Consider the following 19,054-nt stretch of genomic DNA (forward strand, 5'->3'; position numbering starts at 1 on the left):
CCTCATCCCTCGTTGGTGTCACTGTCGTGGGCCGCAGAGTCGGCCACCTCGGAGCTGAACTCGTCCAGCTCCTCCTCCGAGCCCTCCGGCTTCCACCCGGCCTCGGCCAACGCCTCCAGCACCGCGAAGGTCAACAAACGACGCCAGGCCCAGGAGCGCTCGTCCTCGAAGAGCAGGAGGTAGTCGTGCACCGGGAACAGCAGTGGTGCGCTGCCTTCGTGGGGGAAGAGTTGCCACTCCACCGCCTTGGTGCGGAACCACCCGTGGAGGTTGCCGCCCCGGCTGTTGGCGCGGATGAAGCCGCGGAGCGGCCCCGGGCGGCTGTCCCGGCCCAGCACCGAGGCCAGCCGGCCGGCCAAGGGCCGGATTCGCTCGACATCCTTCTCGTCCATGTTCAGTACCTCTTCGCAGTAGGAATGCAGGATCGGGCCGAGGCACACCGCCTCGGGAGGGATCACGCCCCGAGCCGCTGCCGTCCGTTCCAGCAGGTATGTCACCGCCCTCACCAGGACCTGACCGGGGCGGGAGAACAACCGCTTGGCCAGGAACGCCTCACCGGGCACCTGCCTGGCCGCCTGAGTCGCCACCAGCACGGGGTAGCCCTTCGCACGCTCGCTGCGCCGTACCGTCGACCGCAGCCAGACGGCGATCGGCTCGCTCATCTCCTGTGTGACCAGCAGCTGTTCTTTGTTGGAGTTGGACAGCACGATGAGCTCGACCGGCGCCGTGATGCGGTGGCCGTAACCCCGCACCGCCTTCAGGACCGAAAGTTCCCGCTCGTACGGACCGGGTTTGACGTCCTTCTGCGCCGCGCTGACCGCCGCGTCCTGCTGCGTCCGCCGCACGGCCGACTGCACGCTCCAGGCCAGGAAGGAGTCGTCCCAGGAGTGGACCGCCATCGCCCGGCCGCCCGCCAGGCGGGCGCCGTAGGGAAAGGCCCACAGGCAGGCCACGCACGAGAAGCACAGCGGAGTCCCCTGCTGCCCGGGCGCCGTGGTGTTGCGGTGCTCGACACTGGCTCCGAGGGGGATGTCGACCTTCCCGAACCAGTCGCACGCCTCCCTCCCGCAGTACGCACACGGCACACCGAGCCTCCGCGACGCCGCGTCCCCGGAACGCCAGTCCTCGATCCGCGCGCGGCGCTCAGCCGGGCTGAGCCGGCCGCGCGAAGACGGGTTGATCTTCGAGTTGGGCCACAACAGGTAGCTCGCGCTGAGCCAGAATCCGCCGGGGTCGGACGCCTTCGCCAGGTCGGATGTCCGGAGCAGGTCGTCCGTCATACCGGCGACGACCGCCACCAGAGCTTCGGAGGTGACCTCTCCGGGCGAGGCGGCCCCCGCCTTGTCGGCGAGCGCGAAGGCGCCGATCCGCTGGAGCGGGCTCGCCGTCAGCAACACCGGCGTGGAGGGGGCTGCCGGGACCTCGACGGCCACGTCCAGTACTTCGTCGTGCTCAGGCACCGATCCACCCCATCCCCGTGGAGTTCGCCTGGCCTAGGCCGAAGTCCTGGATGGCCGCGAGCGTCTGCGGGGCGCCCGTCACGACGACCTCCACACAGGCCCCGGGCTTCTTCCCGCCCCTGCCGGACACCCCGGTCACCGCGAACGACCTCTTGGGGCCGACCCAGTTGACCCGTTCCAACGTCACCTCGGGGTCCAGGCCGAGCGACTGCGCCTTGCGGCGCAAGTTGCCCTGAATCTGGACGTCCCACTCGGGTTCTCCGGGAAGCCTCCACGGCGTACCACCCAGATCGCCTCGCTCCTCGCGCGGCAGTACCACCTTGGTGACCACCGGTGTCACGGTGCGGAACACCGCCCGCCCGGACGGGAAGGCCGGCTCCTCCACTACGGACACCCGGTCCACGATGAAGGCAGTGGCCCCCCAAGCAAGCACGGGCAGCGGATTCAGAGCCGCGGCCCACCCCTCGACCACCTCGATGAGCGGGCTGCCCAGCTCGACGATGCCGGGGCCCTCGGCGACGTAGACGCCACGCCGCCGCCGCGCCGCCGGGAACACCGGAGCGCTGTAGCCGAACGGCACCATCCCGTACGGACCATGGCCGCTCCGGTGCAGCCGGGCACCCAACGCCGGTGCTCCTCGCTCCAGCAAGGCGTACGACACCGCACGCCCCGGAGCCAACACGTCCGGCCACGGCAACTTCCGGGCTGACGTGTGGAACTCGATCCGCAGGCGCATCACCCGGCCCCCTTCCCTCATGAGCAGCGTCACCGCAGGTCACAGACACGTGACCCGGGATTGTCAGTACCGCCTGCCAGGGTCGGCACCAAGACGGGCGGCTCGGGCTCGAACCCGAAGTAAGACTGAACGTATCCAACAGGTCATAGGAAAAAGGGATTTCACCGGAAAGTTAGACACGACGGGAGTTCGTGCTGTAAGGCGCGGCGGAAGTAGTTGCCGCGCTCCGATCCGGACGGCCGGACGCAGCGCTAGGCTGGCCGCATCTCCCCTCCTGACCGCACCTCAGCGCGGCGGATGGGGTTCGCAAATGTCTGACTTTGTGCTGCGTACCGTTGTAAGGTCGGCCTCATTGCCCCTCTAAGGGGACTCCTTCGCCGCTCAGGCGCGCACCCATCGGTACGGCCCGTCGTCCGTGCCGTACATCAGCGGTGCCTTGTCCCTGCTCAGGGTTGATGCAGCAAACAGCACTCCGGTCTCCTGGACGTGCTGGTACTCGTCACCCAACATCGCGGGAGTCTCCGTGCGTATCCCGGCTCTGCCGCCGTTTTCCTCGTCCCACCCTCACGCCCGCCCGGCGTTCCGGCGCAGCCGCCGGCTCCGCCTTCGCCCCGGCCTCGTCCCTGGTAGTGGCTTTGAAGGAGCCAGGCTGTGATCACCTACGACGACATCGACGGCGTCCACATCAAGTACCTCTACCACTGCCCTCGCCAACTCTGGCTGTACGTACGCGGCATTCGCCCCGAAGCGCTGAGCGCCGCCGTCCAACTCGGCGAAGTCGTCCACGACACCACCTACACCCGTGACAGTCCCGTCGACCTCGGTGCCGCACGCATCGACTTCATGGACGGCCACCGCTGGGTTCACGAGGTCAAGTCCTCACGCCGCCCGACCCCCGCCGACGAGGCCCAGGGCCGGCACTACTGCCACCGGCTGCACCGGCTCGGCATCGCAGCCGAAGGAGCGATCCTGCACTACCCGGCGACGCGACGTACCCAGCGCCATCGCTACGACACGGACGCCGCTGACCGGGCCGAAGCGGACATCGCCGAAGCTCTCGCCGTCGCTCGCGCGCCGCAGTCCCCCGCCCGCCTGTCGCGCTCCGGGTGCCGGGGATGCAGCTTCACCGACTACTGCTGGACGGAGTGACCCCGTGCCCGCCGCCTCGCGCACCTACTGGCTCACGAGCCCATGCCGCATCCGCCGCCAAGATCAGTCCCTGGTCATCGAGCGGGAAAGTGCGGCCCCTGTCCACATCCCCGTCACCGATGTCCGCGACATCGTCGCCTGCGCGGAAACCGATCTCAACACCGCCGTCGTGTCCCTCCTGAACCGCCACCGGATCAGCGTCCACCTCCTCTCCTACTACGGCGACTACGCCGGCTCCCTCCTCACCTCGGACACCAGCACCTCCGGAAGCACCGTTCTCGCCCAAGCCCGCCTTGCGGAGGACCCCGCCCGTGCCCTGGGCGTCGCGCGCGCCCTCGTGGAAGCCACCGCCTTCAATGTGCGGCGCGTCTTGGACCGCAAGCTCCTCGCTCGCCCCTACAACGTCCTTCAGGAATCGACGCGAGCCGCCACCTCCTCCGCCGAACTCATGGGCGCCGAAGGAACCTTCCGTCGCTCCGCATGGGAAGTTCTCGACACCCGGCTTCCCGACTGGCTTCAATTGGCAGGCCGCAGCCGCCGCCCGCCGAAGAACGCCGGGAACGCCTTCATCAGTTACGTCAACGGCATCACCTACGCCCGCACCCTCAGTGCGCTGCGGCTCACGCCGCTGCACACCGGTATCGCCTTCCTCCACAGCAGCATGGAGCGCCAGCGCCACTCCCTTGTCCTTGACCTCTCGGAGATGTTCAAGCCGCTGTTCGCCGAACGCCTCCTGCTGCGCATGGCCTCGCGCAACCAGCTCAAGCCCCACCACTTCGACACCGACACCAACCAGGCCATGCTCAGCGACACCGGCCGCAAACTCGTCGTCCAGACGGTCCGGGACGAATTCGCCGTCACGGTCATGCACCGTGCCCTCGGCAGACCCGTCGCCTACGACGAACTGCTCTACTTCGACGCTCTCGCTCTCACCCGCCACTGCCTCGAAGGCACTCCCTACAAGCCCTTCCGCATCTGGTGGTGACCTCGGTCCATGCACGTCATCGTCGTCTACGACACCGCCGCCGAACGCAACTCCCGCATCCTGCGCACCTGCCGCAAATACCTGCACCACACCCAACGCAGCGTCTTCGAGGGCCAGCTCACCCCCGCACAACTTCGAGCCTTCCAAGCAGCCGTCGAGACGGTTCTCGACCTGACCTACGACAACGTGATCGTCTACACGTTCCCCCCGGGCACCAGTCCCGTCCGCCACGCCTGGGGCGCCACCGAGCCCGAGCCCACGGACGTGCTGTGACGGGCGTCGTGGAGCCTTGGCTTCTTGGGTGGAGCGCAAGCGTGGAGGGCGACTTTCGGAACACCGGCCGACCTCGATTTCAGCGGCGCACCGGGCCGGAGAACGCAACCGACGGTCTGCTGAAAAACAGAGCATGTATCGCCCTCCGCTGGAGCCTCGGACCAGCGGCTTTACTCTGGGCGTCCTCATCGCCCCCAGCGGGGGTAGCAACGTGCGTCCTCGACGCCGAAGACCGCGCCGAAGACGCGTCCTCATCGCCCCCAGCGGGGGTAGCAACGACACGGGGAGCTCCTCCGGGACATCCTGCGGAGGAACCGTCCTCATCGCCCCCAGCGGGGGTAGCAACGGCGTGGGCGGTCGGTGGGACCGGCCGGAGGCCGCAGCGTCCTCATCGCCACGGGTACGGGGGAGCGCTCGGCCACCTCGGTCAGCGCCGTCCTCATCGCCCCCAGCGGGGGTAGCAACGTGCGTCCTCGACGCCGAAGACCGCGCCGAAGACGCGTCCTCATCGCCCCCAGCGGGGGTAGCAACGACACGGGGAGCTCCTCCGGGACATCCTGCGGAGGAACCGTCCTCATCGCCCCCAGCGGGGGTAGCAACGGCGTGGGCGGTCGGTGGGACCGGCCGGAGGCCGCAGCGTCCTCATCGCCCCCAGCGGGGGTAGCAACGCCGCTGCGGCGTGCCGGGGCCGGGCGAGGCGGAGTCCTCATCGCCCCCAGCGGGGGTAGCAACGTGAGGGTCAGGGTCTCGGTTGCCACAGCGGGCCTGTCCTCATCGCCCCCAGCGGGGGTAGCAACCAGAAAGCCTTCGCGGAGCGGGCCACGAAGAAGCGGGTCCTCATCGCCCCCAGCGGGGGTAGCAACACGCCGAGGGTCCCGCCCTCCTGCGTGATCCACCCGTCCTCATCGCCCCCAGCGGGGGTAGCAACAGGAGATACCGCGCGACTCACTGTCCGGCGGCCGGCCGTCCTCATCGCCCCCAGCGGGGGTAGCAACTCCGGCGGGGCTCTCTTCGGCCCTCCAAACCCCACCAGGTCCTCATCGCCCCCAGCGGGGGTAGCAACGCGAGCTGCGCGCGGGCTCGCGCGAGTGGGGCCCGGAGTCCTCATCGCCCCCAGCGGGGGTAGCAACAGCAGCAGCTCGACGCGCACGCCGAGCGGGTCATCGGGGTCCTCATCGCCCCCAGCGGGGGTAGCAACACCTGGAGGTAGCCGGGCCGGCCCACGGCCGCAGGGGTCCTCATCGCCCCCAGCGGGGGTAGCAACAAGAGGAGACCGCCGGTGTAGACGAGGTACTGATCGGGTCATCATCGCCCCCAGCGGGGGTAGCAACATGTTCACGCGGGTGACCGCGGCGGTGTAGGCGCGGGTCCTCATCGCCCCCAGCGGGGGTAGCAACGGATGTTCGTCGGGAAGCTGGACGGGGCGTTCACGGTCCTCATCGCCCCCAGCGGGGGTAGCAACTAGGCCGGTTTGCTGCCCGAGCCGGGGTTGGCGGGGGTCCTCATCGCCCCCAGCGGGGGTAGCAACTGCTACTGGTCACGAGGTGCCCCCTCGCCCGCCGGGGGTCCTCATCGCCCCAGCGGGGGTAGCAACTCCGCTTGCTCGGCGAGCATCCGGGCCCGGTCCACGAGGGTCCTCATCGCCCCCAGCGGGGGTAGCAACATGGTCTTCGACAGGACCGCGTACCGAGGCGTCGCGCGGTCCTCATCGCCCCCAGCGGGGGTAGCAACACGATCAGCACGACCTACACGCGCGGCATCAAGCCCGGGTCCTCATCGCCCCCAGCGGGGGTAGCAACACCTGCACTGGAAGCAGTGGCCCGACCGGGCCGCGGTCCTCATCGCCCCCAGCGGGGGTAGCAACGTCCAGATGCACAGGCGCGGGGTGATGTCGACAGCGGTCCTCATCGCCCCCAGCGGGAGTGGCAACAGGACCAGCTCACCGACGTCCGCGACGACATCCAGCAGTCCTCATCGCCCCAGCGGGGGTGGCAACAGCGGGGGCAGCAGGACCGCACCTCTCCACCCTGCAGTCCTCATCGCCCCCAGCGGGGGTGGCAACGTCGTACGCACCCCGTATCGCAGCGCGTCGCACGAAGTCCTCATCGCCCCCAGCGGGGGTGGCAACGTCGTACGCACCCCGTATCGCAGCGCGTCGCACGAAGTCCTCATCGCCCCCAGCGGGGGTGGCAACACGAGCGCGTCGGCGCGCGCCTGCCAGGCGCCGCGCAGTCCTCATCGCCCCCAGCGGGGGTAGCAACCGCCGGGGGAGCCGCTGCGATGACTGCTCCCCGCCGGTCCTCATCGCCCCCAGCGGGGGTAGCAACCAGCCAGCTGTCTTTTCCCACCCCGGACGGTCCGCTGTCCTCATAACCCCCAGCGGGGCAGCAACCCCGCCACGACCCAGCGAGCTTCCTCGCCGAGGTCGAGTCCTCACCGCCCCCCAGCGGGCGTTGCAACCATCGAGGGTCCCGCGGAAGGGGGCCATCACGGCCATGATCACTTCAGCTGAGCGAGCGCCTCCGTAGCGATCCGCTCGAAGACCGTCTGGTCCACGGCGAAGTCCGAGTCCGGGATCGGCCAGTGGATCGCGATCTCCGTGAAGCCGAGTTCTTGGTGGCGGCCCGCGAAGTCGACGAACGCGTCGAGCGAGGCCAGCGGTCCGTTGCGGTCGGGGGTGAAGCCGTGGAGGAGGATCTTGTCGAGGGCGGCGATGTCGCGGCCTGCGGCCTCGCACGCCGCGCCGAGGCGGGCGATCTGGCTGCGGAGGGCCTCCAGCGACTGCTCCGGTGTGCCCTCCTCGTAGAGCTTCGGGTCGCCGGTCGTGACCCATGCCTGGCCGTAGCGGGCTGCCAGCTTCAGGCCGCGTGGGCCGGTTGCCGCGACCGCGAAGGGCAGGCGGGGGCGCTGGACGCAGCCGGGGATGTTGCGGGCCTCCTCGGCCGAGTAGAACGTGCCCCGGTCCGTCACCGCGTCCTCGGTGAGCAGGCGGTCGAGCAGCGGCACGAACTCGCCGAAGCGGTCGGCGCGCTCCTTCGGTGTCCAGGGCTCCTGGCCGAGCGCCGTGGCGTCGAAGCCGTTGCCGCCCGCTCCGATGCCGAGGGTGACCCGGCCGCCGGAGATGTCGTCGAGCGAGATCAGTTCCTTGGCGAGCGTCACGGGGTGGCGGAAGTTTGGTGACGTGACGAGGGTGCCCAAGCGCAGGCGCTCCGTGGCGGTGGCGGCGGCGGTGAGGGTGGGCAGGGCGCCGAACCAGGGGCCGTCGCGGAAGGTGCGCCACGAGAGGTGGTCGTAGGTGTACGCCGTGTGGAAGCCGAGCTCTTCCGCGCGCTGCCACTTCGCGCGGCCTCCCTCGTGCCAGCGGTCGACAGGGAGGATCACGGTGCTCAGGCGCATGCTCATGCGGCCGAGCCTACGCCGGGAGCCGGATCGTGCCAGCTCCACGGCTCGCGCGCGGGGGCGGCCCCGTACAGCGGCTGGCTACAGTGCGGTCATGGGATGGATCGAGATCGAGCGGATACGGGAGCCGCAGACCTGCTACTGCGGGGCGCCCGTCAAGCAGACCGGCCGCTGGTTCACCCGGCGGTACTGCTCGCGCAAGCACCGGGTCCGGGGCCGCTTCCTCACCGCCGTGGTCTCTGTCCTCACCTTCCTCTCCTGAAGGCCCCGGCGCACCCACACCACCGAAGCCCGCCCTCCGCAAAACCCGCGACGGTCCACGCCCACACCCCCGGCTCGGTACCCTGGCTCCCATGTCCACTACCCCGCTCCGTGTCCGTTTCGCCCCTTCCCCCACGGGGATGTTTCACGTTGGTGGGGCGCGGTCCGCGCTCTACAACTGGGCCGTGGCGCGACAGTCCGGGGGGACGTTCGTCCTGCGGATCGAGGACACGGACGCGGCGCGGAACAAGCCGGAGTGGATCGACGGGATCGTGAGCGCGCTCGCGGCGATCGGGATTCACGGGGAGGACCCGGCCTTCGAGGGGCCGTACTTCCAGTCGCAGAACGCGGAGCGGCACCGGGAGGCGGGGCTGCGGCTCTTCGCCGAGGGGCGCGCGTACTACTGCGACTGCACGCGGGAGCAGTTGAAGGAGCGGACGGGCTCCGAGCACCTCGGGTACGACGGCTTCTGCCGGGACCGTGGGTTGCAGTACGAGGAGGGGCGGGCGCTGCGGTTCCGGACGCCCGACGAGGGGGAGACCGTCGTGGTCGACCTCGTGCGCGGGGAGCCGGCCTTCCCCAACAGCGCCATCGAGGACTTCGTGATCGCGCGCGGGGACGGGTCACCTGTCTTCCTGATCGCCAACGTCGTGGACGACCTCGACGAGGGCATCACGATGGTCATCCGCGGTGAGGAGCACCTCTCGAACACGCCGAAGCAGCAGTTGCTGTGGGAGGCGCTGGGGGCGCAGCCGCCGACGTGGGCGCACCTGCCGGTGATCGTGAACGAGAAGCGGCAGAAGCTCTCCAAGCGCCGCGACAAGGTCGCGCTGGAGGACTACCTCGCCGAGGGCTTCCTGCCCGAGGCGATGGTCAACTACCTCATGCTGCTCGGCTGGGGCCCCGGCGGGGACCGGGAGATCATGCCGTACGAGGAGCTGGAGCGGCTCTTCCGGATCGAGGACGTCAACACCGCGCCCGCCTTCTTTGACGTGAAGAAGCTGACGGCGTTCAACGGGGACTACATCCGCGCGCTGTCGCCGGAGCAGTTCGCCGCCGCGTGCGCCCCGTGGCTCGTCGCCCCGTACGCGCCGTGGCGCCCGGAGGCTTTCGACAAGGACGTCTTCGAGGCCGCCGCTCCGCTGGCGCAGACGCGGGTGGCCGTGCTGTCGGAGATCACCAACAACGTGGACTTCCTGTTCCTCGACGAGCCGGTCGAGGACGAGGCGTCGTGGAACAAGGCGATGAAGCCGGGCGCCGCTGACATCCTGACCGGCGCGCGCGCCGAGTTGGCCGCGCTCGCGGACTGGAAGGCGGACGAGCTGAAGGCCGTCGTGCTCGCCGTGGGCGAGAAGCACGGGCTCAAGCTCGGCAAGGCCCAGGCCCCGATCCGCGTCGCCGTCACCGGGCGCACCATCGGGCTCCCGCTCTTCGAGTCCATGGAGCTGCTCGGCCGCGAGGGCGTGCTCGCCCGCCTGGACGCGGCGGCCGAAAATCTGGCCGCCGCGCAGGCGTAGCCGTACGAACGTCGCCGCGCAGGCGTAGCCGTACGCGCCTCGCCGCTCAGCCGGTCTTCGCGAGGAGGTCGGTCCACGCGGCGGCGAAGTACGGGCGGTCGAAGCGGGCCAGGACCTCGTACGCGACCTTCGCCTCGCCGTCCGGCGCGTCCGCCCGTTCCCGTACCTGCGCCGCGAGCCTGCCGAGGTCCGGGGCCGGCTGCCCGGTGAGGGCCGCGAGGTCGCCCAGGCCCGCCACCGGGCGGATCAGGCACGGGAGCCCGAGGAGCAGCGCCTCGGCCGCGCAGCGGCTCCAGCCCTCCCGCATCCGTGGGGCGAAGACGCCTACGTCGCAGGCGCGGAGCAGGCGCAGGTACCGCGCGCGTGCGACGTCGTAGTGCGCGCTGTCCAGGCCGATCGTGTTGCTGCCGCTCGTGACCAACCGCACTCCGGGGACGCCCGCGAGCGCGCCCGCGACCTCGTCGGCGCCCTTCCAGTGCACCGCCTTGCCCCCGTACACGGCGAGCGTGTCCGGGGGCAGGCCGAACTCCGCGCGGCACGCGGCGCGGTCAGCGGCCCGGGCACGGTCGATCTCGGTCATGTCGAAGGCGTTGTGGATGACCCGTACGTCGCGAACGCCACGAGCGCGGAGGAAGTCCGCCCAGTACGGAGCCACGCACACCACGGCCGCGCACTGCGGCAGCATCCCGAACAGGCGCTCCCAGAGCAGGGCTTCGACCGGTGCCGAGTCGTGTTGCAGCGGCTCGTAGTGGTGGAGGACGAACACCGTCCGCGCCCGCATCCGCGGCGTGAAGAGCAACAGGCTCAGGTCGTCCCACACGAACACGCCCGGTGCCGCGCCCAGCGCCCGCACCGTCGGGGCGAGGCGCGTGAGGTGGCGGAGCTTGCGCCAGCGGCGGACGCGGTAGGTGCGCTTGTGGTCGGGGACCGTGCGCCACTCCACCTCGGCCGAGGTGACCTCGTGGAGCATCCGGAGGTAGGCCCGGCCGCCCGTGCGGCCGACCGGTTCCATCGAGTACGCGATCCGTCTCACGGGCGGGGCTCCTGTCGGTGTCTGTCGTACTCGGCGTGGAGCAGCGTGCGCAGTGCCGCCAGGTGGGAGGTGCGGTCGGCGGCCTCGTCCGCGAGCGGGAGGTAGAAGTCCCGCAGGCTGCGGAGGAAGCGCTCGCGGCGGGCGGAGCCCGGAACGAGATCTCGCAGGTTGTGTACGCGGTCCGCGAGGCGGACGAGGAGGAGGCCGGGAGGCAGCCCGGCCTGCTTCTCGCGCCAGCCGAGTTCGTCCCCCGAGCACTTGGGGCGCCCTTCGAGGCGGTGGTCGGGAGTCATCGACCGCAGGCGGGTGGTGCAGCCGGCGCCGAGGTGCCAGGCGAGCAGTTCCGACGACTCCGGCGCCACCTCCAGGGCGTCGTGGAGGAGGGCGAGAACGAGGGTGTCGGCGTCGTCCGCACCGATCTCGTCCCGCAGGATCGTCACGACGCCGAGCGGGTGTTCCAGGTACGGGGTCCCCTGGTCGCGTACGTGGCCGTCGTACACGATCAGCGCGAGCCGAGCGGCCACTTCGGCGTGGCACTGCTCCGCCTCAGCCCACGACGCCGCGCCGAGGACGGTCAGGACGTGGTCCAGGTCGATGGCTGTCATCCGCTTCACCTCGGCCGCGAAGCCGTGCCGCGCGGGTCCGGTACGTGGTCGGCGAGCAGCAGCGTGTCCCCCACCGCCAGGGCGTCGAGCCCCAGCTCCGTACCCGCCGCCACCGCGTCCCCGGCGGTGCGCACGATCGGGGCGCCCTTGCGGTTGAAGGAGGTGTTGAGCAGGAGCGGTATGCCTGTGCGCTCGTGGAACGCTTCCAGGAGTTCGCGCAGGCCGACGTGGCCCGGGGCGACGGACTGGACGCGCGCCGTGCCGTCGTGGTGCGTGACGGCCGCGAGGCGATCGGCTCGGCAACGGCGTACGCGCGCGACCCGGTTCATGAAGGGGTCGCCCTCCGACATGAACCACTCCGGTACGTGCTCGGCGAGGACGGCCGGGGCGAAGGGGCGGTAGGCGGCCCGCTGCTTGATCGCGTTGAGCCGGTCCCTCGTGGCGGCGCGGCCGGGGTGGGCGAGGATCGAGCGGTGGCCGAGGGCGCGCGGGCCGAATTCGAGACGCCCCCGCACCCACCCCACGATGCGGTGGTCGGCGAGCAGCGCGGCGACCGCGGAAGTCAACTCTCCTACCGGTACGGCCCGGTAGCCCTTCGGTACGGGGATCGCGGCCGGACTGCCCGCCTCCGGGCCCCAATCCGCGTCCACCGGTACCGGAAGCCGCTCCTGCCCGAGCTGGTAGTGCCACCCGTAGAGCGCTGCTCCCACCGCCGTGCCCGCGTCGTGCGGCGCGGGAGCGACGAACAGCGTGTCGAAGCCGCTGTCGAGGACGAGGTGGCCGTTGAGGTGCGAGTTGAGCGCGCACCCGCCGGAGAAGACGAGCGCCGGGGCGCCCGTGAGCCGTCGGAGGTGGCGGGCGACGTGGACGACCGACTCCGCGAAGACCTCCTGGACGGCGGCGGCGAGGTCGACGCGCTTGTGCTCCGGCTGATCCGAGGCGTTGCGAGCGGTCCAGGCGCGTCCGTCCAGGAGGAGCGGGGTGTCGCGGTCCGCCGAGCCCCACGGGTGGGCGATGCGTACGTCCCCGTCGTCGCCGAGCCGTACGAGTTCGCGTAAGCGCGTCCCGTATCGCTGCGGGTCGCCGTACGCGGCCAGCGCCATCATGCTGCCCTCGGGCTCGTCGCCCGGCGGGATCACGCGCTGGGCGAGGTTCCGGTAGAAGTGGCCGAGCGAGGAGTGGACGCGGCGCGGGCCCGGGAGGATGGTCGGCATGGCCTGGTGCACGCGGTCGACGCGGTCGGGCCGCAGGTCGTATCCCGTAACGCGCTCGCGGCCAGGGCCGAAGTCCGAGCCGAGGGACGAGCCGCCCGCGTCGATGACGAGCCCTGCGGCGTGCTCGTGGCCGGAGAGCAGGTAGCCGGAGAGGACGTGGGCGGTGTGGTGGGAGAGGAGGCGGAGGCGTTCGCCGAGCGGGGCGGGCAGGAGCGCGGCGAGTTCGTCGCGCTCCTCGGCCAGCCACCCGCCGGCCGCCGGGCTCGGGCGCATGGACGCGGCCCACACGGCGTCCACCTCACCCGGCGCGAGACCGGCGGCCTCCAGGCACCACCGCAGGGCGCTCGCCGGGGCGGCGAGCGTGCACTTGCGGACCGGGTGATGGTGCTTGATGCCGCTCCAGCGTTCCTCTTCGGCGGCGTGGAGACGGCCGTCGACGACCAGGGCGGCGCTCGTGTCGTGGTGGAAGTTGAGTCCGAGGACAGCGGGCATGGGGGTGTTCCTCCGGTTCAGGTGCGGGCGGGGAGCGCTGCGGCGCCGGAGTCGGTGTACTCGTGGCAGCGGAGGCAGAAGCGGTAGTGCTCGCCGCGCGGCGCGAAGACCTTCGCGGCGAAGTCCTCGTCCCAGACGCTGAACTCGCTGTCCTCCTTCGCCATGGCGTTGAAGCAGCGATAGCAGGAGCCGTCCATCTCGATCATGAGGTGCTGGTCGAGGTAGCGGTCGCAGAGCCCGCGCAGCTCGTTCGCGGGCTGGCCGACGTCGATGTGGTGCACGTGGTTCGTCACGTGGACGGCGCCGTACGTCGCGCACAGCCGCGCGAGCGCCGCACACCGGGTCGCGCTGATGCCCTCCAGCACGCTGTTGACGACCACCGTCTTCCCGGCCTCGCGGAGACGGGGCACGACGGCGTGCACCTCGTCGTAGTTCCCGTGCTCGTCGTCGCAACCGATGAGGACCTGGTCGTACGCGCGGAGGGTGGCGGCCATGATCCGCTTGTTGCGGGCCAGGGTCAGGGCATTCGTGCCCAGGACCATGACCTTGTCGGGCAGGCGGGTGCGGGCCGCGTCGCTGAGGGCGGGGAAGTCGCGGTGGACGGTCGGCTCGCCGCCGTTGATGTGCAACTGGCGGAAGGGGACGGTCTCCAGCCTGGTCAGGACGGTCGAGAACAGCTCCAGGGGCATGTTCTCGCCGTGGGCGCCGTCGGCGAAGATGCAGAAGTCGCAGGACCTGTTGCACTTCGTCGTGATCTTGATCTTCGCCGTCTTCAGGACGCGGGGCGGGTGCGTGCGGGGGTGCGGGACGAGGGCGGGCATGGCGCGGGGCTCCTTGTCGTGGTGGGCTGCTCGGGGGTGTGGCTGTCGGGGATCTGGCTCCCCGGGGGCTGGCCCTCGGGGGTGGGGCTCTCCGGGGTGTGGCTGAGGAAGTCCTGCACGGTCGCGCACTCGCGGTGCCAGGTGGCGAGCGCCGCGCGGAGGGTGGCGGCGGTGGTCGGGCCGGTGGGGACGAGCGCCGTCATGCGGGCGGCGAGCCGCTGGGCGGGGGTGGCCCCGTCCGCCGCGTACGCGGTCAAGATCCGTACGGCGGCGCTGAGTTCCTTCGCCTCGCGGCGGATCAGGTAGCCGGTCGCGACCCCGGGCGGCGGGTCGAGGTAGTAGAGCCAGCGGGCGACGCGGACCCGGAGCATTCCGGCGGTCATGGTCCAGTCGCTACGGGACGGTTCCGTGCCCGCGCCGGTGCGGCGGTCCGCCGGGATACGGCGCAGGGCGGCTTCCAGTGCGACATGCGCCGTACGGAGGAGGTGGCGCGCGCCGCGCTCTGCGGCGTGGTGGAGGAAGAGTTCGGCGTATCCCTCCAGGCCCTCCGGGCGCCACTGCGTGAGCGCGGCCGTCTTGCCGGGGCAGCGGGTCCGCGTCGCGAGCGCGGAGGCGGCGAACCAGCACGGGGCAAGGTAGTGCCAGGCGACGCAGTGGCGGCGGTACGCGGTGAGGTCGCCGAGCACGTTGTCCGTGCTGTCCGCGGCGAGCCGGTACCGGCCGCCGAGCCGCGCGTGCAGGAGCGCGCGGTAGAACCGCTCGTCGGACGGGCCCCAAGGCGCCATCTGCGCGCGGGACTTCCAGCGCTGGAGTTCGCGGGCGTTGCCGCTGATCAGCGACCACGTGGCGAGTTCGGGCGCCGAGACGAGGCGGCCGTCCGCTTCCTCCAGCGTGAAGGCGAAACCGGGCGGGTGCTCCAGGAGACGCCGGTTGTCTTCCGCCTGGCGGACCGTGGCAGCGTGCGCGGCGGCGAGGCGGTGGTTCCACTCCTCCCAGTCGTCCGGGGGCTCGGAAAGCAGGACGCGTATGTCCAGGTCGGAGTGCGGGTCCAGCAGGTCGGCGGGCTGCCACTTGTGCGTGAGCATCGCGGCGCCGACGCCGTGGGCGGCCAGCTCACCCGCGTACGCGTCCCCGAGCCGCTCGTAGCGTGACCGCTCGGCCGTCACCGGTCGCCCCCGGCGGTGCGGGCGCGCGACAGCGCCTTGGTCACGGTCGGGAGGAGCGGCAGCGGTACGGGGGTGCCCTGGGGCCGCTCCATCCGGTCCCAGCGCAGGTCGTAGTCGACGTAGTGGAAGCCCTGCCAGGCGTCGTTGGCGTCGCGGTCGAGCATGGAGCGGAAGAGGTGCGCGAAGGCGTCGGCAAGCGTGCCCTCGGCGAGGTGGGGCTTCAGGGGGATGTCGCGGTTGTGGAGGATGCAGGGGCGGGCGACGCCGGTCGGGGTGATCTTGATGCGGTTGGCGTCGGAGCAGGTGGCGCAACTGGAGTTGGAGATGAAGCCGATCGAGCCCGCCCAGCCCTCGGGGCGGAGGTAGCGCCCGGGGCTGCGGACGCCGAGTTCGTCGCGAGGCACCTCGCCGGCGCCCGCGAACCACTCGTTCAGGCGGTCACGCACCTCGGCCTCGGGGATGAACTCGGTGTCGAAGAGCGCCTGCGCGGGGCCGATGTTCTGGAGTTCGATGAGTCGGACGGCCACGGGCAGCTCGCGGGCGAGTTCGGCCACCGCGAAGGCGTCGGCCACGTAGCTGCGCTGGAGCACGCAGTTGATCTTCACGCGGAGACCGAGAGCGAGAGCGGCGTCGAGGGTGCGCCGCGTGACGCGCGGATCGCCGCCGCCCATGATCGCGGCGGAGCGCGTGGGGTCGAGGCTGTGGAGGCTAAGGTTGAGGTACGTCAGTCCGGCGTCGGCGAGCTTCTCGACGGTGAGGCCGCGGCGGAGGTTCCCGTGGCTGGTCATGCCGATCGCGGCGTCCGGGCCGAGCCCTGCGGCCAGGCCTGCGATCACGTCGAGGATGTCCGCCCGCAGGGTCGGCTCACCGCCGGAGCAGTGCGCCTTCCGCACCCGCCACGCTCCGGCCTCCGTGGCGATGGCCGCGTAGTCGTCGGCGGTGAGGGGCCGGTCCTTGTGCCCGTAGTCCGGCATGCAACGGGGCTTGCAGAACACGCAGTCCAGGTTGCACAGCGAGTTCAGGGTGAGGGCGAGGTACGGGTGGTTGCGGCCGTTCGCGGCGAACGCGTCGGCGAGCGCACGGTGTTGAGCGAGGGGCATCGGTCAGCCTCCAGTGCGGAGAGGGAGGGCAGCGGGGACCTCGGCGAGGCCTTCGAGAGGCCGTCCCGCGAGGTGGCGGTGCAGGTTGGCGGCGAAGAACGCGACCGCCTCGTTCATGTACGTACGGCTGAGCACGGAACTCTTCGGCGTGAGGACGACGCGGGGGTGCAGCCGGAGCGGGTGGTGGGCGGGGAGCGGTCTCGGGTCCGTGACGTCCAGAGCCGCGCCGCGCAGGTGGCCCGTGTCGAGGGCGTCCAGCAGGGCGAGTTGGTCGACCGTCGAGGCGCGGCCGAGGTTCAGGAAGAGGGCGCCGGGCTTGAAGGCCGCGAAGAGGCGGCGGTCGAAGTAGCGGTGGGTGGCGACCGTGGCGGGGAGGAGGTCGACGACCACGTCCGCGGCGGCGACCGCCGGGTACGCGGCCGTCGTGACCCAGGGCTCGGCGCTCGTCGGCGGCGTCCTCCGTACGCCGATGACGCGCATCCCGAAGGCGCGCGCCGCGCGGGCGACGTGTCCGCCGACGCTGCCGCAGCCGACGATGGTCATCGTCGCCCCGGCCAGGTCGAAGAACTCCTCGGCCAGCTCGTCCTTCCACCAGACGCGGTTGCGTTGCACGCGCTGACTCGTGAACAGCCCGCGAGAGAAGCCGAGCACGAGCCCCATGGCGTGCTCGGCGATGGGCCGCCCGTGGAAGCCGTACGAACGGGTCACGGCCACGCCGGCCGCGTGGGCCTCGGTGACGGGGAGGTGGTCGGTACCGGCGGCCGGGGAGGCGATCCAGCGCAGGTGAGGGGCGGCGGGCAGCCACGAGGGCGCGAAGCGCCACCCGAAGTAGACGTGGGTGTCGACGAGATGACGCGGTACGTCGGCCTCGGTCGCCGTACGGAACTCGACGCCCGGGAAGGCGCCGGACAGGGCGCGCTCGTGCTCGGCGGACAGGCGCCAGAAGGCGTGCGGGGACTCCAGGCAGGTCAGCACCTTCACCGGCGGACCTCGCTCGGCGCCAGAGCCCACGGGGCGAGCTTCGCAAGAAGGGAAGCGATGCCTTTTTCGTAGTCGTAGCGGGACCGGACGAGCGCCGCGCCGGTCGCGCGGAGGCGCTCGCGTTCTCGCGGGAGGACGGTCAGGGCGCGGTGGAGCGCAACGGCGAGCGACCGAGGGTTGCGCGGCGCGGCGGTGAAGCCGGTCTCGCCCTCGACGACCGTCTGGGCCAGCCCTCCGGCGGCGGTCGCCACCACCGGGGCCGCTCCCGCCGCGAACGCTTCCAAGGGGACGCGCCCGAAGGGTTCCTCGCGCGAGGGCACGACGACGGCGCGGAGCGCGGGGCTGTGCAGCCAGGCTCGGATCGCGGGGGAGAAGCGTGTGAGCAGGGTCGCGTCGAGCCCGTACGCGTCGATACGGGATGCCAGGTCCTCCTGGTACAGGGGGAGACCTCGGCGCGCTTCGGAGGTCACGGCCGCGAGGAGCAGGTGCGGGGTACGGACTCCGCGTTCCTTGAGGAGGTGGAGCGCGTCGAGGAGGTCGTCGAAGCCCTTCGTGGGCACGGCGCGGCCCATGGCGAGGAGGAAGCCGGGGCGGGCTCGGAACGGCAGCGGGGGAAGCTCGCGGGGCCGGGTGAGCTCGCGCCGGATCAGCCCGTTCGGAAGACCGACCACGGCGGCCGGTGGCACCTCGTACCGGCTCACGAGGTGACCGCGCATCGCGGCGGAGATGGCGCCGATCTTCCCGCCTCGGGAGGTCGCCGCCCGCAGTGCGGCGCGTTCCCAGCGGATGCGGGTGATGTCCTCGGGGTGGGCGAGGGCTGCGGTCGAACGCGGGACGAGCAGGAGATCCGCTCCGGGCGGCGCTTCGAGGCCCAGGAGCGGGGTGTCGAGACCGACGAGGAGGCAGCGGTCCGCGCGAGCGGCGATCCGCGCCGCCGCCGCGCTCGCGGACGCGCTCAACCGGATCGCGCCATGGAGCGAGTCGGGGACCGTCCGGTGCTCCGGGAGCGTGACGACCTCGGCGCCCGATTGCCGCATCATGCGCTGGACCTCGGCCGTCCATCGCCGGTCGTGGGCCATGTTCGGCTCGTCCGGCGTGATGACGGAGAGGCGGTCGGGGGGCAGCAGGCGGGTCAGCGCGGTGAGGAAGGCGCGGTTGCTGAAGCCGCTGCCGGAGGTCGTGCCGTGGAAGCCCTCGTGGAGGGCGACGACGACGCGGGGGGCTTCCGCCGTGGGCATCAGGCTCGCGGGGGCGGTGGGCGCACGGCCCCGCTCGCCACGGCTGGGGGTGACCATCAGGAACCACCGCCGCTCGTGAGGCGGCACCAGGCCCGAGTCGCCGCGGCGCCGGTCCGCAGGGACCACGCGTCGGCCAGAGCGGCGACGATCAGCAACCCGCGCCCCGACTCGTCGTCCTCACCGGGAACCGCCGGGATCACGGAACTCGGGCGGAGGCAGCCGCCGTCGGTGACCGTGATCTCGACTTCCAGCCCACCTGCGGCCGGCCGGGTGCGGTCCACACACAGGACGAGGGGAGCCCGCCCCGACGCGAAGGCGTTGGTGGCGAGTTCGGAGGTGATGAGGCGGGCGTCGTCGAGGAGTTCTCGTGCCGCGCCGTGCAGGGCGACCGTGACGGCTGCTCGGGCGATCTCGGCCGCCTCCGGGCCGTACGGGAGGTCCGTGAGAAGCGTGGTCGTGCCGATGGCGGCTTCGCGTGCGGTCGCGGCTGCCGTCTGGCCGTCGTCGCGCTCCAGCACGCTGCCCTGTCCGCCCCGGACGGTCCTTGTGTGGGGTCCCAAGGCTCACCTCTTTCTCCGTGGGCTCTCCCCGGCGGACTGTCGCCGGGGTCCAAGAAGACCCGAG

18 protein-coding genes and 1 CRISPR repeat array are annotated in these 19,054 nt (G+C 71.5%); of the genes, 5 read left to right on the forward strand and 13 right to left on the reverse strand.

Going from position 1 to position 19,054, the window contains the following annotated elements:
• Positions 1 to 2: 2 nt before the first annotated feature.
• The 3 genes from G3I42_RS24760 to G3I42_RS38290 all read right to left on the reverse strand — a co-directional run bounded on the left by G3I42_RS24760 (position 3) and on the right by G3I42_RS38290 (position 2,706).
• A complete protein-coding gene (locus G3I42_RS24760) occupies positions 3 to 1,460 on the reverse strand; it encodes a hypothetical protein (RefSeq protein WP_164289429.1) in 1,458 nt (485 codons plus the stop codon).
• Complete coding sequence (locus tag G3I42_RS24765; RefSeq protein WP_164289431.1) at positions 1,453 to 2,196, reverse strand: CRISPR-associated endoribonuclease Cas6; 744 nt, start codon at positions 2,194 to 2,196, stop codon at positions 1,453 to 1,455. The genes G3I42_RS24760 and G3I42_RS24765 overlap by 8 nt, the downstream gene beginning before the upstream one ends.
• 381 nt (positions 2,197 to 2,577) lie before the next feature.
• Positions 2,578 to 2,706, reverse strand: coding sequence for a hypothetical protein (locus tag G3I42_RS38290; protein WP_275405292.1), 129 nt, complete (start codon positions 2,704 to 2,706; stop codon positions 2,578 to 2,580).
• Between the two features lie 141 nt (positions 2,707 to 2,847).
• On the opposite strand from G3I42_RS38290, the gene G3I42_RS24770 reads away from it, so the two are divergent.
• The 3 genes from G3I42_RS24770 to cas2 are packed head-to-tail and all read left to right on the forward strand — an operon-like array spanning position 2,848 to position 4,603.
• On the forward strand, positions 2,848 to 3,345 hold the full coding sequence (locus G3I42_RS24770) for a CRISPR-associated protein Cas4 (RefSeq protein ID WP_343244653.1): 498 nt from the start codon (positions 2,848 to 2,850) through the stop codon (positions 3,343 to 3,345).
• A gap of 4 nt (positions 3,346 to 3,349) precedes the next feature.
• Entirely contained in the window at positions 3,350 to 4,330 is a 981-nt protein-coding gene (gene cas1, locus G3I42_RS24775; RefSeq protein ID WP_164289433.1) for a CRISPR-associated endonuclease Cas1, read from the forward strand.
• Between the two features lie 9 nt (positions 4,331 to 4,339).
• Entirely contained in the window at positions 4,340 to 4,603 is a 264-nt protein-coding gene (gene cas2 / locus G3I42_RS24780; RefSeq protein ID WP_164289435.1) for a CRISPR-associated endonuclease Cas2, read from the forward strand.
• A 181-nt stretch (positions 4,604 to 4,784) separates the two neighbouring features.
• Positions 4,785 to 6,995: direct repeats of the CRISPR family, unit length 30 nt; unit sequence GTCCTCATCGCCCCCAGCGGGGGTAGCAAC.
• 107 nt (positions 6,996 to 7,102) lie between these two features.
• On the opposite strand, the gene G3I42_RS24785 is transcribed toward cas2, so the two are convergent.
• Complete coding sequence (locus tag G3I42_RS24785; protein ID WP_164289437.1) at positions 7,103 to 8,005, reverse strand: LLM class flavin-dependent oxidoreductase; 903 nt, start codon at positions 8,003 to 8,005, stop codon at positions 7,103 to 7,105.
• A gap of 91 nt (positions 8,006 to 8,096) precedes the next feature.
• On the opposite strand from G3I42_RS24785, the gene G3I42_RS24790 reads away from it, so the two are divergent.
• Positions 8,097 to 8,264, forward strand: coding sequence for a hypothetical protein (locus tag G3I42_RS24790; protein ID WP_158677779.1), 168 nt, complete (start codon positions 8,097 to 8,099; stop codon positions 8,262 to 8,264).
• 139 nt (positions 8,265 to 8,403) lie between these two features.
• On the forward strand, positions 8,404 to 9,780 hold the full coding sequence (gene gltX / locus G3I42_RS24795; protein ID WP_239096656.1) for a glutamate--tRNA ligase: 1,377 nt from the start codon (positions 8,404 to 8,406) through the stop codon (positions 9,778 to 9,780).
• Positions 9,781 to 9,826: 46 nt separating this feature from the next.
• Here the strand turns inward: gltX and G3I42_RS24800 are convergent, their stop codons facing one another.
• The 9 genes from G3I42_RS24800 to G3I42_RS24840 are packed head-to-tail and all read right to left on the reverse strand — an operon-like array spanning position 9,827 to position 18,990.
• Entirely contained in the window at positions 9,827 to 10,813 is a 987-nt protein-coding gene (locus tag G3I42_RS24800) for a glycosyltransferase (RefSeq protein WP_164289441.1), read from the reverse strand.
• Complete coding sequence (locus tag G3I42_RS24805; protein ID WP_164289443.1) at positions 10,810 to 11,418, reverse strand: HD domain-containing protein; 609 nt, start codon at positions 11,416 to 11,418, stop codon at positions 10,810 to 10,812. Before G3I42_RS24805 ends, G3I42_RS24800 begins: the two co-directional genes overlap by 4 nt.
• A gap of 5 nt (positions 11,419 to 11,423) precedes the next feature.
• Positions 11,424 to 13,124 carry a carbamoyltransferase C-terminal domain-containing protein gene (locus tag G3I42_RS24810; RefSeq protein WP_164289445.1) on the reverse strand — a complete coding sequence of 567 codons (1,701 nt, stop codon included), beginning with the start codon at positions 13,122 to 13,124 and terminating at the stop codon, positions 11,424 to 11,426.
• 17 nt (positions 13,125 to 13,141) lie between these two features.
• Positions 13,142 to 13,945: a radical SAM protein gene (locus tag G3I42_RS24815; RefSeq protein WP_164289447.1), complete on the reverse strand. Its 804-nt coding sequence runs from the start codon at positions 13,943 to 13,945 to the stop codon at positions 13,142 to 13,144.
• The gene (locus G3I42_RS24820; RefSeq protein WP_164289449.1) at positions 13,897 to 15,111 is read right to left on the reverse strand and encodes a hypothetical protein; all 1,215 of its coding nucleotides are present in this window, start codon (positions 15,109 to 15,111) and stop codon (positions 13,897 to 13,899) included. The genes G3I42_RS24815 and G3I42_RS24820 overlap by 49 nt, the downstream gene beginning before the upstream one ends.
• Positions 15,108 to 16,211 (reverse strand): radical SAM protein, encoded by a 1,104-nt coding sequence (locus G3I42_RS24825; protein WP_164289451.1) that lies wholly within the window; start codon positions 16,209 to 16,211, stop codon positions 15,108 to 15,110. The genes G3I42_RS24820 and G3I42_RS24825 overlap by 4 nt, the downstream gene beginning before the upstream one ends.
• Positions 16,212 to 16,214: 3 nt before the next feature.
• The gene (locus G3I42_RS24830; RefSeq protein ID WP_343244654.1) at positions 16,215 to 17,192 is read right to left on the reverse strand and encodes a D-2-hydroxyacid dehydrogenase; all 978 of its coding nucleotides are present in this window, start codon (positions 17,190 to 17,192) and stop codon (positions 16,215 to 16,217) included.
• On the reverse strand, positions 17,189 to 18,487 hold the full coding sequence (locus G3I42_RS24835) for a glycosyltransferase family 4 protein (RefSeq protein ID WP_239096650.1): 1,299 nt from the start codon (positions 18,485 to 18,487) through the stop codon (positions 17,189 to 17,191). The genes G3I42_RS24830 and G3I42_RS24835 overlap by 4 nt, the downstream gene beginning before the upstream one ends.
• Entirely contained in the window at positions 18,487 to 18,990 is a 504-nt protein-coding gene (locus G3I42_RS24840; protein WP_239096651.1) for an ATP-binding protein, read from the reverse strand. The genes G3I42_RS24835 and G3I42_RS24840 overlap by 1 nt, the downstream gene beginning before the upstream one ends.
• Between the last annotated feature and the right edge of the window lie 64 nt (positions 18,991 to 19,054).

The organism is Streptomyces sp. SID11385 (assembly GCF_010548245.1).
Taxonomy (GTDB): Bacteria; Actinomycetota; Actinomycetes; order Streptomycetales; family Streptomycetaceae; genus Streptomyces.

What these genes read in the sequence shown, in the direction of transcription:
- G3I42_RS24765 (WP_164289431.1), bottom strand. Translation starts at nt 2,196, where the DNA reads ATGCGCCTGCGGATCGAGTTCCACACGTCAGCCCGGAAGTTGCCGTGG.
- gltX (WP_239096656.1), top strand. Translation starts at nt 8,404, where the DNA reads ATGTTTCACGTTGGTGGGGCGCGGTCCGCGCTCTACAACTGGGCCGTG.
- G3I42_RS38290 (WP_275405292.1), bottom strand. Translation starts at nt 2,706, where the DNA reads ATGTTGGGTGACGAGTACCAGCACGTCCAGGAGACCGGAGTGCTGTTT.
- G3I42_RS24810 (WP_164289445.1), bottom strand. Translation starts at nt 13,124, where the DNA reads ATGCCCGCTGTCCTCGGACTCAACTTCCACCACGACACGAGCGCCGCC.
- G3I42_RS24835 (WP_239096650.1), bottom strand. Translation starts at nt 18,487, where the DNA reads ATGGTCACCCCCAGCCGTGGCGAGCGGGGCCGTGCGCCCACCGCCCCC.
- G3I42_RS24785 (WP_164289437.1), bottom strand. Translation starts at nt 8,005, where the DNA reads ATGAGCATGCGCCTGAGCACCGTGATCCTCCCTGTCGACCGCTGGCAC.
- G3I42_RS24805 (WP_164289443.1), bottom strand. Translation starts at nt 11,418, where the DNA reads ATGACAGCCATCGACCTGGACCACGTCCTGACCGTCCTCGGCGCGGCG.
- G3I42_RS24815 (WP_164289447.1), bottom strand. Translation starts at nt 13,945, where the DNA reads ATGCCCGCCCTCGTCCCGCACCCCCGCACGCACCCGCCCCGCGTCCTG.
- G3I42_RS24790 (WP_158677779.1), top strand. Translation starts at nt 8,097, where the DNA reads ATGGGATGGATCGAGATCGAGCGGATACGGGAGCCGCAGACCTGCTAC.
- cas2 (WP_164289435.1), top strand. Translation starts at nt 4,340, where the DNA reads ATGCACGTCATCGTCGTCTACGACACCGCCGCCGAACGCAACTCCCGC.
- G3I42_RS24825 (WP_164289451.1), bottom strand. Translation starts at nt 16,211, where the DNA reads ATGCCCCTCGCTCAACACCGTGCGCTCGCCGACGCGTTCGCCGCGAAC.